12 protein-coding genes are annotated in these 14,207 nt (G+C 56.5%); 7 read left to right on the top strand and 5 right to left on the bottom strand.

Annotated elements, in window-relative coordinates:
* Positions 1-16: 16 nt before the first annotated feature.
* From AC6I8X_RS17530 to idnD, 3 genes are all read right to left on the bottom strand, one after another.
* Positions 17-1,336, bottom strand: coding sequence for a gluconate:H+ symporter (locus tag AC6I8X_RS17530; protein WP_497840224.1), 1,320 nt, complete (start codon positions 1,334-1,336; stop codon positions 17-19).
* Positions 1,337-1,406: 70 nt separating this feature from the next.
* Positions 1,407-2,171 (bottom strand): gluconate 5-dehydrogenase, encoded by a 765-nt coding sequence (gene idnO / locus AC6I8X_RS17535; RefSeq protein WP_299458937.1) that lies wholly within the window; start codon positions 2,169-2,171, stop codon positions 1,407-1,409.
* A 10-nt stretch (positions 2,172-2,181) separates the two neighbouring features.
* Positions 2,182-3,213, bottom strand: coding sequence for an L-idonate 5-dehydrogenase (idnD, locus tag AC6I8X_RS17540; protein ID WP_497840225.1), 1,032 nt, complete (start codon positions 3,211-3,213; stop codon positions 2,182-2,184).
* A gap of 468 nt (positions 3,214-3,681) precedes the next feature.
* On the opposite strand from idnD, the gene AC6I8X_RS17545 reads away from it, so the two are divergent.
* The gene (locus tag AC6I8X_RS17545; RefSeq protein ID WP_497840226.1) at positions 3,682-5,685 is read left to right on the top strand and encodes an oxidoreductase; all 2,004 of its coding nucleotides are present in this window, start codon (positions 3,682-3,684) and stop codon (positions 5,683-5,685) included.
* Here AC6I8X_RS17545 and rlmG read toward each other — a convergent pair whose 3' ends face one another.
* Entirely contained in the window at positions 5,686-6,804 is a 1,119-nt protein-coding gene (gene rlmG, locus AC6I8X_RS17550) for a 23S rRNA (guanine(1835)-N(2))-methyltransferase RlmG (RefSeq protein ID WP_313683220.1), read from the bottom strand.
* Between the two features lie 81 nt (positions 6,805-6,885).
* Here rlmG and AC6I8X_RS17555 point away from each other — a divergent pair, with 81 nt between their 5' ends.
* The 6 genes from AC6I8X_RS17555 (at position 6,886) to AC6I8X_RS17580 (ending at position 12,342) form a co-directional block, all read left to right on the top strand.
* Positions 6,886-7,386 carry a M48 family metallopeptidase gene (locus tag AC6I8X_RS17555; RefSeq protein ID WP_299458930.1) on the top strand — a complete coding sequence of 167 codons (501 nt, stop codon included), beginning with the start codon at positions 6,886-6,888 and terminating at the stop codon, positions 7,384-7,386.
* A gap of 72 nt (positions 7,387-7,458) precedes the next feature.
* The gene (locus tag AC6I8X_RS17560; protein ID WP_313683219.1) at positions 7,459-8,382 is read left to right on the top strand and encodes a LysR family transcriptional regulator; all 924 of its coding nucleotides are present in this window, start codon (positions 7,459-7,461) and stop codon (positions 8,380-8,382) included.
* A gap of 131 nt (positions 8,383-8,513) precedes the next feature.
* Positions 8,514-9,803: a flavin-containing monooxygenase gene (locus AC6I8X_RS17565; RefSeq protein ID WP_497840227.1), complete on the top strand. Its 1,290-nt coding sequence runs from the start codon at positions 8,514-8,516 to the stop codon at positions 9,801-9,803.
* A gap of 13 nt (positions 9,804-9,816) precedes the next feature.
* Positions 9,817-10,515, top strand: a complete 699-nt coding sequence (locus AC6I8X_RS17570) for an SDR family NAD(P)-dependent oxidoreductase (RefSeq protein WP_313683217.1) — start codon at positions 9,817-9,819, stop codon at positions 10,513-10,515.
* Positions 10,516-10,566: 51 nt separating this feature from the next.
* Entirely contained in the window at positions 10,567-11,925 is a 1,359-nt protein-coding gene (locus tag AC6I8X_RS17575) for an MFS transporter (RefSeq protein WP_497840228.1), read from the top strand.
* A gap of 36 nt (positions 11,926-11,961) precedes the next feature.
* The gene (locus AC6I8X_RS17580; protein WP_313683215.1) at positions 11,962-12,342 is read left to right on the top strand and encodes a Rid family hydrolase; all 381 of its coding nucleotides are present in this window, start codon (positions 11,962-11,964) and stop codon (positions 12,340-12,342) included.
* Positions 12,343-12,384: 42 nt separating this feature from the next.
* Here AC6I8X_RS17580 and AC6I8X_RS17585 read toward each other — a convergent pair whose 3' ends face one another.
* On the bottom strand, positions 12,385-14,073 hold the full coding sequence (locus AC6I8X_RS17585; RefSeq protein WP_497840229.1) for a chloride channel protein: 1,689 nt from the start codon (positions 14,071-14,073) through the stop codon (positions 12,385-12,387).
* Positions 14,074-14,207 lie beyond the last annotated feature (134 nt).

The raw sequence follows: 14,207 nt of genomic DNA on the forward strand, positions 1-14,207 counted from the left end.
TGTGCAACCACATCGGTTAGTGGATCAGTGTATTAAGGATTAACACGCCAGCCAGACCCAGCACCGAGATCAGCGTTTCCATCACAGTCCAGGTTTTCAGCGTCTCAACCACGCTGAGGTTAAAATACCCTTTGAACAGCCAGAAGCCCGGATCGTTCACGTGCGAGGCGATCACGCTGCCCGATCCCACAGCCAGCACCATCAGCGCCGGATCGGCGTGGGTCGCCGCGATAATCGGCGTCACAATCCCGGCCGTAGTGATGGCGGCGACGGTCGCCGATCCCAGCGCAACACGTAACATCGCAGCCACGGTCCAGCACATCAGCAGCGGGGACAACGAAGATCCTTTCATCACATCGGCGATATAGTTGCCGACGCCGCTATCCACCAGCACCTGTTTGAAGGCACCACCACCGGCGATGATAAAGACGATCATGGCGATAGCGGCAATGGACTCTCCGCACATGTCCATCACTTCAGCCATCTTACGACCGTTACGCAGGCCCAGCGTCAACACCGCAATCACCACGGCGATAAACAATGCCACCGCCGGGTTACCGATAAATTCAAAGAACTGGCGCAGCGGATTCTCTTTCGGTGTGGTCAGCTCAAACACCGCAGCAATCGCCATCAGCACCACCGGGATGACGGCGGCGAAGATGCTGATACCAAAACCCGGCATCTCTTCTTCGGTGAAGATTTTCGGGTTATACAGCCCTTCCGGCGGTGATTTCTCAAAGCTTTTGAGGAATTTTGAGAAGATCGGGCCTGCGACAATGACGGTTGGAATGGTGATGATCATGCCGTACAGCAGCGTGGTGCCGAGGTTCGCGCCGAAGATGGTGGCGATAGCCGTTGGCCCCGGATGCGGCGGCAGGAAGCAGTGAGTCACCGACAGCGCGGCCACCATCGGCACACCGACATACAGCAGCGGTAAACCAGCAGCCGCCACGATGGTAAACACCAGCGGCAACAGCAGCACAAAACCCACTTCATAGAACATCGCCAGGCCAACAATCAGGCCGGTGACCACCAGCGCCCATTGCAGCCGTTCCTTACCGAAGGCGGCAATCAGCGTAGTGGCAACACGTTGCGCGGCCCCGGTGTCAGACACCAGCCGCCCGAGCATGGCACCAAAGCCGAGGATCATCGCCAGTCCGCCCAGCGTCGAACCGATCCCTTTCTGGATTGACGCCATCACATTCAGCGGCGTCATCCCTTCGGCGATACCCACCACAGCGGAGACAAACACCAACGCGATAAAGCCGTTGACCTTAAAAACAATCATTAAAACCAGCAGGAGAACCACGCCCAGAACAATTATGGTTATTGGCATTTTTATTATCCATACAGATACAAAGAGGTGATTTAGGTTTAGGCGCACCCTGGTGAATGCGCCACTTTCATCAAACCGCTACGCGCATACCACCATCAACAAACAGCAGGTGACCATTAACAAAATCCGACGCTTTGGAGGACAGGAACACGGCTGCACCGATCAGCTCCTCAGGTTTGCCCCAGCGCGCTGCCGGGGTGCGTTTGGTGAGCCAGCCGGTAAAGGCAGGATCGTCTGCCAGCGCCTGGGTCATTTCGGTCACGAAGTAGCCCGGTGCAATGGCGTTGACCTGGATATTATGACGCGCCAGTTCTACGCACATACCACGCGTCAGCATGGTCACTGCCCCTTTGGATGCGGCGTAAGGCGTGATGGTGTCGCGCCCTAATTCACTCTGCATCGAACCGATGTTGATGATTTTGCCCTGCTGACGATCCACCATCTTCTTCGCCACCGTTTGTGAGACGAGGAAGACTGCGGTCTGGTTAACGGCGATAACGTCATTCCAGTCCTGCTCCGGGAACTCGAGGAACGGGCGACGACGCTGAATCCCGGCGTTGTTCACCAGCACATCAATGGCACCCCACTCGGCTTCAATCTCGTCCACGGCCTGCTGCACCTGAGCTGACTGCGTCACATCAAACGCCTTCGCCTGGGCGCGTAGCCCCAAATCGCGCAGTTTGGCAGCGGCCTGTTCCGCACCCGCCGGGGTGGTGGCGTTAACGATCACTTCCGCACCGGCCTCGGCCAGGCCGCGTGCCAGCAGGAAACCAATGCCGCGTGCCGAACCGGTGATCAAAACACGTTTACCTTCGAGGGAAAAAAGCTGACTCATAACCATCTCCTTAAAATGTTAACTGGACTTTTGCGGCACGGGTTTTGTCACCCGCAAACTGCAGCGCAGCATCAATGTCCTGCCAGCCATACTCGCCGCTGAACAACGGCAATGGGTTGACAATGCCCTGAGCCAGCCACTCGACGGCGGTGTTGAATTCGTGGGTAAAACGGAAGGAACCGACCAGGTTAATCTCTTTGGCAATCAACTGCATAATTGGGAACGAGGGGATGGCACCACCCATACCCACCTGCACCAGCGTGCCTTTGGCGCAGACCACATCCAGGCAGCGTTGCAGTGATGACGGATGCCCGGAAGCTTCAAACGCCACGTCAAAATAGCCCTTATCAGCCAGATACGGCGCGAAGTCGCCAGTAGCGGCATGGATCACGTCAGTGGCTCCCATCTGCTGCGCCATTGCCAGCGAACGCTCGCTAATATCGCTGCACACCACCGACGCCGCACCGCGTGCTTTAGCCGCGGCGGCAATCAGGCAGCCGATCGGGCCAACCCCGGAGATAAATACATGCTTGCCGCTGAGATCTCCTGCCTGATGGGTGGCGTGAATGCACACCGCCAACGGTTCGGCAAATACCATCACACTTTCATCAGCATCCTGGGGAAAGGGGACGCATTGCGCGCTATCCACTACTTTGTATTGGGTGAAACCGCCGTCAACGTGCGGTACATACATGGCGCTGCCGAAGAAACGCATGGAGACGCATTGGTTCTCCTGCTCGCGCTGGCAATATTTGCACTCACCGCAGGGCTTAGAAGGGTTAACCGCTATTTTCTGATCGGGCTTCAGTCGTGGATCGTCGCTTTCAACCACATAGCCAATCACCTCATGGCCGAGAATCATCGGCATTTTGACTTCAAAGCTGCCGACTTTGCCTTCCTGATAATAATGCAGATCCGAACCGCAAATGCCGCCGCGCGTAATGCGCACCAGCGTCCCTTTGCCGTTCCACTCCACCTGCTGCTGTGCCACGCTGACTTGTTGTTTTCCGGTGATCACGCAGGATTGCGTTTCGATATTCATAACTTCCCCATTCAGTGGTGTTGCAATGGGGGCCATAAAACCGGGTTAGCGGGGTTAAAACTGTGGCGAAGATCACTCAAAAACATGTTACGAAAAAGCTGTTACGCATAACGTGATACACGATCGCCCTACCCGGAACTCAGCGAGAGAAATATCCAGGTTATCGCCAGAGCGGTCCTGGTTACCTCCCATCCCAAACCTGTGAAGATACGCCCATCCTCAATGGGGATAGCTGGATTGAGTCTCAGTAATTAATAACTAAAGAGCTAAGTCGTTAGCCATGACCTTAATGCCATTTCAGGGTGAGTAAGTTCTTTCCCGTGCCTGGGTAAAAGATGTCCGATTCTTGCGCCCGTACTTACCACCCTGCTTTTTTTGATGTGACTCACAGGCTGAATACGTCCCACTTCCTTCCTGATAAATACCCATTAGAGTTAACTCATCCGACCACTTCATTAGTGAGTGATTATGACTGAGTACTCTGCGCTGTTCGCCCCACTGGATCTGGGCTTTACCCAACTTAAAAACCGTTTTCTGATGGGTTCCATGCACACCGGTCTGGAAGAACATAGCGATGGCGCTGAACGGCTGGCCGCCTTTTATGCAGAACGGGCGCGTGAAGGCGTGGCGCTGATTGTCACCGGTGGCATCGCCCCCAATCCACAGGGTGTGGTGGCACAGGGCGGCGCGATTCTTCATCAGGAAAGTCAGTGCGGCTGGCACCGTACCCTCACCGATGCGGTGCATGCCGCCGGGGGGAAAATTGCCCTGCAAATCCTGCACGCGGGGCGCTACAGCTATCAACGCAATCTGGTGGCCCCTTCGCCGTTACAGGCACCGATCAATCCCTTTATGCCACAGGCGCTGAGCGAAGCGGATATTCTGCAAACCATTGCCGACTTCGCCCATTGCGCCCGGCTGGCGCAGCAGGCGGGCTATGATGGCGTGGAGATTATGGGTTCGGAAGGTTATCTGATTAACCAATTTCTGGTGGCGCACACTAACCAGCGCGAGGATGACTGGGGCGGCGATATCGCGCGACGTCAGCGTTTTGCGCTGGCGGTCACGCGGGCAGTGCGCGCTGCGGTGGGCAACGACTTCATCATTATCTTCCGTATTTCCATGCTGGATTTGGTGCATAACGGCAGCACGCTGGCCGAAACGCTACAACTGGCGTCAGGGCTGGAGCAGTGCGGCGTCACCTTGTTTAACAGCGGCATCGGCTGGCATGAAGCGCGGATTCCCACCATCGCCACCTGCGTGCCACGCGCTGGATTTGCCTGGGTAACGAAACACCTGCGTGACCATGTTTCCGTACCGGTGATTGCCACCAACCGCATCAATCACCCGGCGGTGGCCGACGAAATAGTGCGTGACGGCATCGCCGATATGGTGTCGATGGCACGCCCTTTCCTCGCTGATGCCGCATTTGTCAGCAAAGCCCAGGCCGGTAATGCCGATGCCATTAACACCTGCATCGCCTGTAATCAGGCCTGTCTCGATCAGATTTTTGTCGGCAAGGTGACGTCCTGCCTGGTCAATCCCCGCGCCTGCCATGAAACGCTGATGCCCGTGACCGCTGCCGCAACCCCAAAACGGCTGGCGGTGGTTGGGGCAGGCCCGGCGGGGATGGCGTTTGCGTTACAGGCAGCACAGCGCGGCCATCAGGTCACGCTGTATGAAGCCGGGGCGCAGATCGGCGGGCAATTCAACATTGCCCGACAAATTCCCGGCAAAGAGGAATTCAGCGAAACGCTGCGCTACTTCCGCCATCAGCTTGAGGCCGCTGGTGTGACCCTCCATACCCAATGCCGCGTCACGGCTGAGCAACTGGATGACGCCGATGAAGTGATCGTCGCCACCGGCATTGCCCCACGCCAGCTCACGCTACCCGGCATCGATCATCCCAGCGTTTTAAGCTATCTCGACGTACTGCGCGATAAAAAGCCGGTGGGGCAACGCGTGGCGATTATTGGCGCGGGCGGCATTGGTTTCGATACCGCAGAATTTCTGCTGCATCAGGCCACGCATCAGGAAGATTTCTATCAAAACTGGGGCATTGACCATTCGTTGCAGGCGCGGGGAGGATTAATACCTGCTGCGCCAGTGCCTGCCGATCGCCAGATCTGGCTGTTGCAACGCAAATCCGGCAAACCCGGTGCCGGGCTGGCAAAAACTACCGGCTGGATCCATCGCGCCAGCCTGCAAGCGCACGGCGTGAAAATGTGGGGGGATGTGGAGTATCTGAAGATTGATGATGAGGGGTTGCACCTGCGCCATCAGGGCGAGGACATTACACTGGCGGTGGATAACGTGGTGATCTGCGCCGGTCAGGAACCTCTGCGCGAACTGGCCGATCAACTCAGGGCGCGCGGTAAACCGGTCCGGCTGATTGGCGGTGCGGACGTGGCGCAGGAGCTGGATGCCCGCCGCGCCATTGCACAAGCGACTGAGCTGGCGCTCAGCCTGTAATCAACGCAGTTTGACGGAACGCAGCACCACAAACTTGGCGGTTGACGCCACCAGCGTGCAGTTGCCGAACAGCTTTTTCATCTTGTGATGATAATCGAGGTGGCGGTTGCCCACGATGCGCAACTCGCCGCCATATTGCAGACAACGTTTGGCATCACGCAGCATTTGCCAGGCCAGGTGATCGGTTACGGCATGCTGCTGGTGGAACGGCGGATTACACAACACCGCGTGCAGACGATCGGAGGGGAATCCGCTCAGCGCGTTGTTCACGCGGAACTGGCAGCGCGCTAAATCCTGCGGGCGGTTCACTTCGACGTTAAGACGGCTCGACGCCACTGCCATGTAAGACTCATCAAAGAACAGCACTTCAGCCTGTGGATTCTGCTCCAGCGCCATCAGGCCAATCACCCCATTACCGCAGCCGAGGTCGAGAATCTCCCCCTCCACATCATGTGGCAGATGCTGCATAAAAAAGCGTGCGCCAATATCCAGCGAGCTACGGGAAAACACGTTGGCGTGGTTATGGATCTGATAGTCAGTGTCATCCAGCGGCCAGACGGTGGTTGGTGACTGTGCAGCCAGCTTTGGCGCGGTGTAATGGCTATAGACCAGACGCGCCTTTTTCCATGCCAGCGAGGTTTTGCTTTCACCAAGAATGCGCTCAAACAGTTGCAGGGTGGAGCTATGGATATCTTTGGCTTTCGCCCCAGCCAGAATCAGCGTCTCAGGCGTCACCACATCACGCAGCGCACGCAGCTGATGCTCCAGCAATGCCAGGGTCTTAGGGATTTTGATCATCACCACCGCCGGGGCGGCAGGCAGCGCCGCCAGGCTGTCGAGAAACTGCACCTGATCTTCATCCATATCATTGAGGCGCAGGTTTTGCCGTGCCGCCTGCTGGCTGAGCCATGAATCGCTGACATGCCAGACCTGACGATTTTGCAGTCCGCAGGTCAGCGCACCGAAGCTGTCATTAAATAACAGTACCGGACCGTCCGGCAGCGCCTGCTGCAACAGATATTCATCTGCCGCATCCCACGCCTGCAAAGGGCTTTCTTCGCGCATCGGCGGAAAGCGGTGCAGCGTCAGGGTGCGATCGGTCAGTTCAAGTTGGCTCATGGAATCTCCGGCGTGGTACACTTTGCGCGATTTTCGCCCTAAAAAGGGGGCGCAGTATACTGTCTTTCACCGGGAATCCCAATGTCATTAATCTATCTGCAGGGCTACCCTGAACATATCCTCAGCCAGGTACAGACGCTGATTGAGCAGCAACGTCTCGGCGCTTTTTTACAACAGCGCTATCCCGATATGCACGATCTGGTGAGCGATAAAGCGCTGTACGATTACACCCAGGGACTGAAAAACCGCTACATGCGCAGCGCGCCGCCGGTGAGCAAAGTGATTTGGGATAATAAAATCAAGGTGATGAAGCACGCCCTTGGCCTGCACACCGCCATCTCCCGTGTACAGGGTGGCAACCTGAAATCCAAAGCCGAAATCCGCATCTCCACCTTTTTCCGTCTCGCGCCGGAAGCCTTTCTGCGCATGATCGTGGTGCACGAACTGGCGCATCTGAAAGAGAAGGATCACAGCAAAGCCTTCTATCAACTCTGCTGCCATATGGAGCCGGATTATCATCAGCTGGAGTTCGATGCCCGGCTGTGGATGACCGAGCAGGCGCTGCGCGGTAACGCCGCCTGATACCTTTGCTTTTCCCGTCGTAGCACATATGCTCAGAGGCGTCTGATTTCCCTCACTTAATGGGTTGGTGCTATGACACTCCAGCAGCTGAACTATTTTCTTGCCGCCATTGATTTTGGCACCATCTCGAAAGCGGCTGAGGCGCTACATATCTCGCAGCCATCGCTGTCCGACCAGATTTTGCGGCTGGAAAGCGAGATGGGCACCCATCTGTTTATTCGTACCAATCGTCGTCTGATTCTGACTGAAGCTGGCTCGCGGCTCGAACCCCATGCCCGCGCCACCACTCAGGCGGCACAGCGCGGCTATGAAGCGGTGCAATCGGTGCGCCAGCTTAAGGATGGTCTCGCCTCGTTTGGCACCTTCAGTTCCGCCTACCAATATTTTCTGGCCGACCTGATATGTGAGTTCCGCGCACGCTATCCGGGAGTGCGGATGCGACTGATCGGCACCAATTCCTCAGAAGTGGCGCGTTCGGTGATTGATGGCGAAATTGAAGCGGGCCTGGTGATGCTGCCAGTAAACAACAAAAATCTGGTGATCAGTGAACCCGTGTGGTCAACGCAAATTGGTTATATCTCGGCCAGCGATGCACGACTGGCAGGCAGTAAAGATATGCAGGCGTTGCTAAACGCCCCTCTCATACTGAGTGAAGCGACCTGGCATAACAGCGATCCGATTCGCCGTCTGCTTAACCAACGGGCGCAGGAGACTGGCGCCCGGCTGGAGCCAATTATTGAAGTAGAACACCAGGAAACCGCAATGGAACTGGCAGCGCGGGGATTGGGAGATCTTATCGCTACCCGTCCGATCCTCCACCATCTTGGTTATGGTGACAAACTCAAGTGGGTGCCGATCGAACCTCCGGCTTTCGAAGTCTTCGCCTTTATCCACCGCGCGGATACCGCGATCTCCTCCGCCACGCGCGAAATGATGCAGCTAATGCGACGTTATTTGCAGGAGGTGCAGATGGCGTACAGCCATATCGAATGCTGATGGAAAACGGTGGGTATAGGGCAAACCTATATGAACCAAAATCATAACCCTATTCATCCCGCGCAAATAGCCGCTTAAAACTATGTCAATCACGTTACCCCAATGTTGCAATAACTTTGCAGGAGAGACGTATGACATCACAGGCGCGCTATTGTGTAATTGGTGCAGGAGCTGCTGGCCTGGCAGCGTTACGCACTTTACAAGAACTGGGCATTCATGCCGATTGCTTCGAAAAAAGCGGCCAGGTCGGCGGCCACTGGCACCATGACTATGATGCCCTGCATCTGATTACCCCGAAGAAAAGTTCCGGTTTTGATGGCTTCCCGATGCCGGATGCATGGCCAGTCTACCCCAGCCGCGATCAGGTACGGCAGTACATCGACAGCTACGCCGAACACTTTGGCCTGAGAGAGAAAATTCATTTTAACAGCACTGTAGAACGTATTGTGCCGCTGGGCACGGCGGGCAGCGAGGGCTGGCAGGTGACCGTAAATGGGCTGACGCGTCACTATCAGGGCGTGCTGGTCGCCAATGGGCATCTGTGGGACTGCGCTTTTCCTGCGGAAGCGAACCACTTCAGCGGCATCTCACTGCATTCCGGCCAGTATCGCAACACCGATCAACTTCAGGGTAAGGTGCTGGTGGTGGGTTGCGGTAACTCCGGGTGCGACCTGGCGGTTGACGCTGCACAGCATCGCCTGACGACCGATATCGTGATTCGCCGGGGTCAGGTGTTCCAGCCAAAAGCGCTGCTCGGCGTGCCACGTGCCGAGATCCCCTTCCTTAACCAACTGCCGCCAGAATTACAAAACGCCTTTACTCAGGTCATGACGATGATTTCTGTCGGAAACTGGGAAAATTATCCCGGAATGCCGCAGCCGGAAAGCTGGGATTTGGAAAAACAGCCACCCGTGGTCAACACCCTGCTGATGTACTGGATCCAGCATGGCCGTATCGGTGTACGTCCGGCTATTGAACATATCGACGGCAAAACGGTGCATTTCAGCGATGGCAGTGCCGCCGAGTACGACAGCATTCTCTGGGCTACCGGTTTTCATACTCGTTTACCGTTCCTCGATGAAACCCTGCTCGACTGGGAGGATGGCGTGCCACTGCGCACCGCCGCCATGACCCTGCCAACCACGCTAGAGAACCTTTATTTTGTCGGTCTTTCCGCGCCGCGTGGCCCGCAGTGGCCGACCTACTGCCAGCAAACGCGTCTCATCGCCCGCATGATTCAGCTGCGCGAGCAAGGCGTGCCCAATATCGCCAGCCTGCTGGCGGCACAACAGCCGCATGAGGCACGCATCGATATTGTACGCCGCCTGTGGCAAGCCAACCTCGACGAAACCTGGCGCACGCTGGACCTGCTGGAAACCATGCATAGCAGCCTGCTGCGCAACGCTTCCCTCACCGCCTGACTGGAGAAAGACCATGAACACACAACAACCTGTCGCCCTGGTTACCGGTGCTGCCTCCGGTATGGGCAAAGCCGTGATGGAGAAGTTTCAGCGCGAAGGCTGGGCGGTGGTCGCCATCGACCGCAGCGAAATGCCGCCACAACCTGGTATCACGTCGGTGGTCGCCGATATCACCTGCTACAGCGCGTTACGTGAAGCGGTGGCCGGAGCGTTACAGGGCCGCCGCGTCAGTGCACTGATCAACGCGGCGGGGATTTTCCCGGTCTCCACGCTGGAGAGCAGCAACGATACGCTCTATCGCCAGATTTTCGACGTCAACGTGCTGGGCAGCGTCAACACCGCCAAAGTCGCCAGCGAATTTATCAGCGCCCAGGGTGGCGCGCTGCTGATGTTCGCTTCGGTGGATGCCTTTGCCGTCTCCCCCGGCCAGTTGCTGTATAGCGCTTCGAAAGCCGCCGTGGTGTCGCTGGTGAAATCGCTGGCGATTGAGTTGGTCGGGAAAAAAATCGTGGTGAACGCCATCGCCCCCGGCTGGGTCGAGACCGAAGGCACGCTGAAAAGCGGGCGGATCCATGAAGGTGTGAAAGCCGTGCCGATGCAGCGCGCGGCCAGTGTCGGGGAGATCGCCGACTGGGTGTGGGCCTTCAGTTCACAACCGGGCTATATCACCGGCGAAACCCTGGTCATCTCCGGGGGCAGTTATATGCGTTAAGCAGTTTATTCACAGGCGTCGTACTCCACTTCCAACAGACAGGGTAAGACAATGAAACAACAAACAATAAATCCAGCACTTCAGGGAGCAGTTGGCTATGTAAAGGAGCGACCAACATCGCGTCAGATGGCACGGGACGGCAATTTAACCCGTGCAGTTACCGGCGTCACGCTGGGGAATATGGTGGAATGGTTCGACTTCGCCATCTACTCCTCCATGGCGATGACAATGGCAAAAGTGTTCTTCCCCACCACCAACAGCTACAACGAATTGATCGCTATTTATGCCGCGTTTGCCGCCGGGTTTGTTATTCGTCCATTAGGGGGATTTCTGTTTGGCCCGATTGGCGATAAATATGGCCGCCGTACCGCGCTGGTTGCCAGCATCAGCCTGATGTCGGTCGCCACCCTTTGCATCGCGCTGATCCCCGGTTACCACAGTATCGGCATTGCTGCGCCGATTCTGCTGGTACTGATGCGCATGTTGCAGGGCCTCTCTACCGGCGGTGAATATGGCGGGTCCTGCATTTTTATCGCTGAGCATAGCCCGGATAAACGCCGTACCTTTTTCACCAGTTGGCTGGAGTTTGGCAACATTTCCGGCTTCCTCGTGGGCGGTATTATCGTCAATGTGATCAGCAATGCGCTGGGTGACGCCACCATGGTCGCCTGGGGCTGGCGGGTGCCTTTTGTCATTGCCGGGTTGCTGGGCATTGTGGCGTTGTTTATCCGCTTACGCGTCGATGAAACCCCGGTATTCCGTGCAATGCAGGCAGGTAAAGCCAGAGCAGAAGCCCATGCCCCGGCACGCTGGACATTATTCCTCAAAGAGTGGCCGCAGTTGCTGCGCTGCGCCGGTTTGGTCGCCACCTTCAATATCAATTACTACATCGTGCTGGGTTATATCCCCAGCTACCTGGTGAGTTTTATGGGGAAATCCGCGGAGTTCAGCGCCCGGTTGTCGCTGATTGCCACCCTGGCGCTACTCTTGTTTATCCCGCTGTTCGGCATGCTGGGGGATCGGGTTGGCAGAAAGCGCATGCTCATCACCGGCTGTGTACTCATCATCCTCTCTGCGGTCCCCGTTTTCTGGGCTATTCAAAGCCACGGCTTGAGCGCAATTGTCATCGGCATGGCGGTGTTGATTCTCGGCATGCTGTTTTTTGAAGGCACCATCCCCGCCACCTTAACGTCGCTGTTTGGCACCACCGTACGCTACAGCTGCTTTGCCATTAGCTACAACCTGTCGGTTTCCGTGCTTGGCGGCACCGCGCCGCTGGTGAATACCTGGCTGATTGAAAAAACCGGCATCACGCTGATCCCGGCGTTTTACCTGATGGGGGGCGCGATCCTGGGTTTGCTGGCGCTGTGGAAAATGCAGGACCGCACCGGCCAGGCGCTGCCATCCTAATCCTTCTTTATCACCTGTGTATCTATGGAGCATAAAATGAGCCTGACCACGAAAGTAAAAATCTCTTCCGGCGGTGCCTATGAGTCCGTTTTTGGTTACTCACGTGCCGTCAAAGCTGACAATCAGCTACATATTTCGGGCACCTGCGCCACGCCGGATTTTGAAAAGGCGGATGCTTACGAGCAGACAAAATCGATCCTGGACACCATCGCCCGCGTGGTACAGCAGGCAGATATGGAGATGGAGGATGTGGTACGCACCGTGGTGTATGTGCGTGACATCAACGATGCGGAAAAAGTCGCAAAGGCACATCTTGAGACCTTTGGCACCATCCGTCCGGCCAGCACCATTGTGCAGGTGGATTCGATGCTCAGGACCTGGCAGCGGGTAGAAATCGAAACTTACGCCATTCGTTAAACCGGCAGCAGCGCCCCGTGTTGGGCGCTGCCATGGACAGGATTACAAAAACTCCTGTGCCTTCTGAATCAAACTGGTTTTGGTCAGCGCGCCAAGGAAAAGGCGCTCCTGTGGATTGTTCAGCACCGGCAGACGTTCCAGCGTCACCCGGGAAAACGCCTCCCAACCTTCGCGCATACTTTGGTTCTGATAAATACACGGGAAATTGCTATCCATCACTATACTCACCGGTGACTGCAAGGTGATCTCCTCAGCCAGCACCTTGCGCGCAATATCGTGAATCGATACCACCCCGAGAAACTGGCCGCTGGCGTTGATGACGTAGACATAACGTTCGCGCTTGAGTGAACTCACCGCCAGCGCCTGCCCGACTGACTCATCCGGTTGCAGGGCCGCACCGGGGATGATCAGCTGGTCTACGTGCATGTTGTCGAAATCATATTTGGCTTCAGAACGGCTGAGATGCCCACTCACCACCGGATAGGTGCTGGCGGATTGCAGACGATAAACCAGCATTGACGCCAGCACCGACGCAATCATCAGCGGGAACAACAGGCTGCTGTTGAGCGTCATTTCCAGCACCATCAACATCGCCATCAGCGGGGCCTGGCTGACCGCCGCCAGCACCGCCGCCATGCCGATAGCGGCATACAGCAGCGTATCGCCCACCGGTAAATGCAACGTGGCACCGAAGGTGGCAAGCAACGCCCCCAGCAATGCACCAATTAATAAGGAAGGGGTGAACAATCCGCCAACCGCGTTTGAGCCGACCGAAAGCGTGGTTGCCAGGGTTTTCAGAATCAACAAACCCAGCAGGCCCCCCAGCAGATAATGACCCTCGATGATTTTAATGATCACTTCATAGCCATTACCCAGAATATCGGTGGAGATCAGCGCCAGAAACCCCACAGCCAAACCACCGACACCGAGACGCAACGGCAGCGAACGGACGCGTCCAAACAGCGCTTTGCTGCGTGCAATCAGTTTGATCAGCAACCAACCCGCCAGCCCGGAGGCCAGCCCAATCAGCACCGTCATCAACAGGCTGGTCATATTCAGCTGGAAACTGACGTCAGACAACGGATAGAGCGCGTTGCGGAAGCCCAGTGACCACATGGTCATCACCGCCACCGCAGAAGCGATAACCAGCGGAATCAGCCGCTGCAACGCGGAAATGCCAAAGGCGATCTCGGCGACAAAGATCGCCGAAGCCAGCGGCGCATGGTACACCGACGACAAGCCAGCAGCGGCGGCCATCGCCACAATATCGCTATTACGCAGACCGAGTGATTTCGGCAACCAGCGGCCAATTAAGCTGCCGCACAGCGCCGAAAGCTGCACCATCGGCCCTTCTTTACCTATCGATGCGCCACTGCCGATACTGGCAATCGATGACAGGGCGCGAAACAGTGAAGTTTTGGTCGGCACCGCATCCAGCCGGGCGTTGATCACTTCGAGGTAATCTGTTTTCACCGTTTCCTGCTGCTCAATGCTGACGGCATAACGCAAAAACCACCCCGCCAGCAAGCCACCAGCGCCCACCAGCAGCGGCCAAAAAATCCACGGCCAGACATGCATCGCCACGGTGATTTCACTATCACTGTGAAATAACAGACGGTTAATCAGATCGATAACCCCGCGAAAAGCGAGCGTCACCAGTGAGGCCGCGCAACCGACCGGGATGGCAATCAGCAAGGTGGTCCAGTTCAGTGCATGTTTACTTCCACTCACCCGCGCGTCCTCTTCTGTCCGGGATAAAAATCATAGCTGCATCATCATATTGGAATGCGGATCTCAGGATCAAATTTCGCCTGTGTTTGCTAATTACGTCACCGTGCCAGCATGCTACTCTGCCGTTTTATCCC

The sequence above is a fragment of the Pantoea sp. X-Soil-TKNS-1280 genome (assembly GCF_059730475.1).

Coding starts and splice junctions, on each gene's coding strand:
- AC6I8X_RS17545 (WP_497840226.1), top strand. CDS start 3,682: ATGACTGAGTACTCTGCGCTGTTCGCCCCACTGGATCTGGGCTTTACC.
- AC6I8X_RS17565 (WP_497840227.1), top strand. CDS start 8,514: ATGACATCACAGGCGCGCTATTGTGTAATTGGTGCAGGAGCTGCTGGC.
- AC6I8X_RS17580 (WP_313683215.1), top strand. CDS start 11,962: ATGAGCCTGACCACGAAAGTAAAAATCTCTTCCGGCGGTGCCTATGAG.
- AC6I8X_RS17575 (WP_497840228.1), top strand. CDS start 10,567: ATGAAACAACAAACAATAAATCCAGCACTTCAGGGAGCAGTTGGCTAT.
- idnO (WP_299458937.1), bottom strand. CDS start 2,171: ATGAGTCAGCTTTTTTCCCTCGAAGGTAAACGTGTTTTGATCACCGGT.
- AC6I8X_RS17530 (WP_497840224.1), bottom strand. CDS start 1,336: ATGCCAATAACCATAATTGTTCTGGGCGTGGTTCTCCTGCTGGTTTTA.
- idnD (WP_497840225.1), bottom strand. CDS start 3,213: ATGAATATCGAAACGCAATCCTGCGTGATCACCGGAAAACAACAAGTC.
- AC6I8X_RS17555 (WP_299458930.1), top strand. CDS start 6,886: ATGTCATTAATCTATCTGCAGGGCTACCCTGAACATATCCTCAGCCAG.
- AC6I8X_RS17570 (WP_313683217.1), top strand. CDS start 9,817: ATGAACACACAACAACCTGTCGCCCTGGTTACCGGTGCTGCCTCCGGT.
- rlmG (WP_313683220.1), bottom strand. CDS start 6,804: ATGAGCCAACTTGAACTGACCGATCGCACCCTGACGCTGCACCGCTTT.
- AC6I8X_RS17560 (WP_313683219.1), top strand. CDS start 7,459: ATGACACTCCAGCAGCTGAACTATTTTCTTGCCGCCATTGATTTTGGC.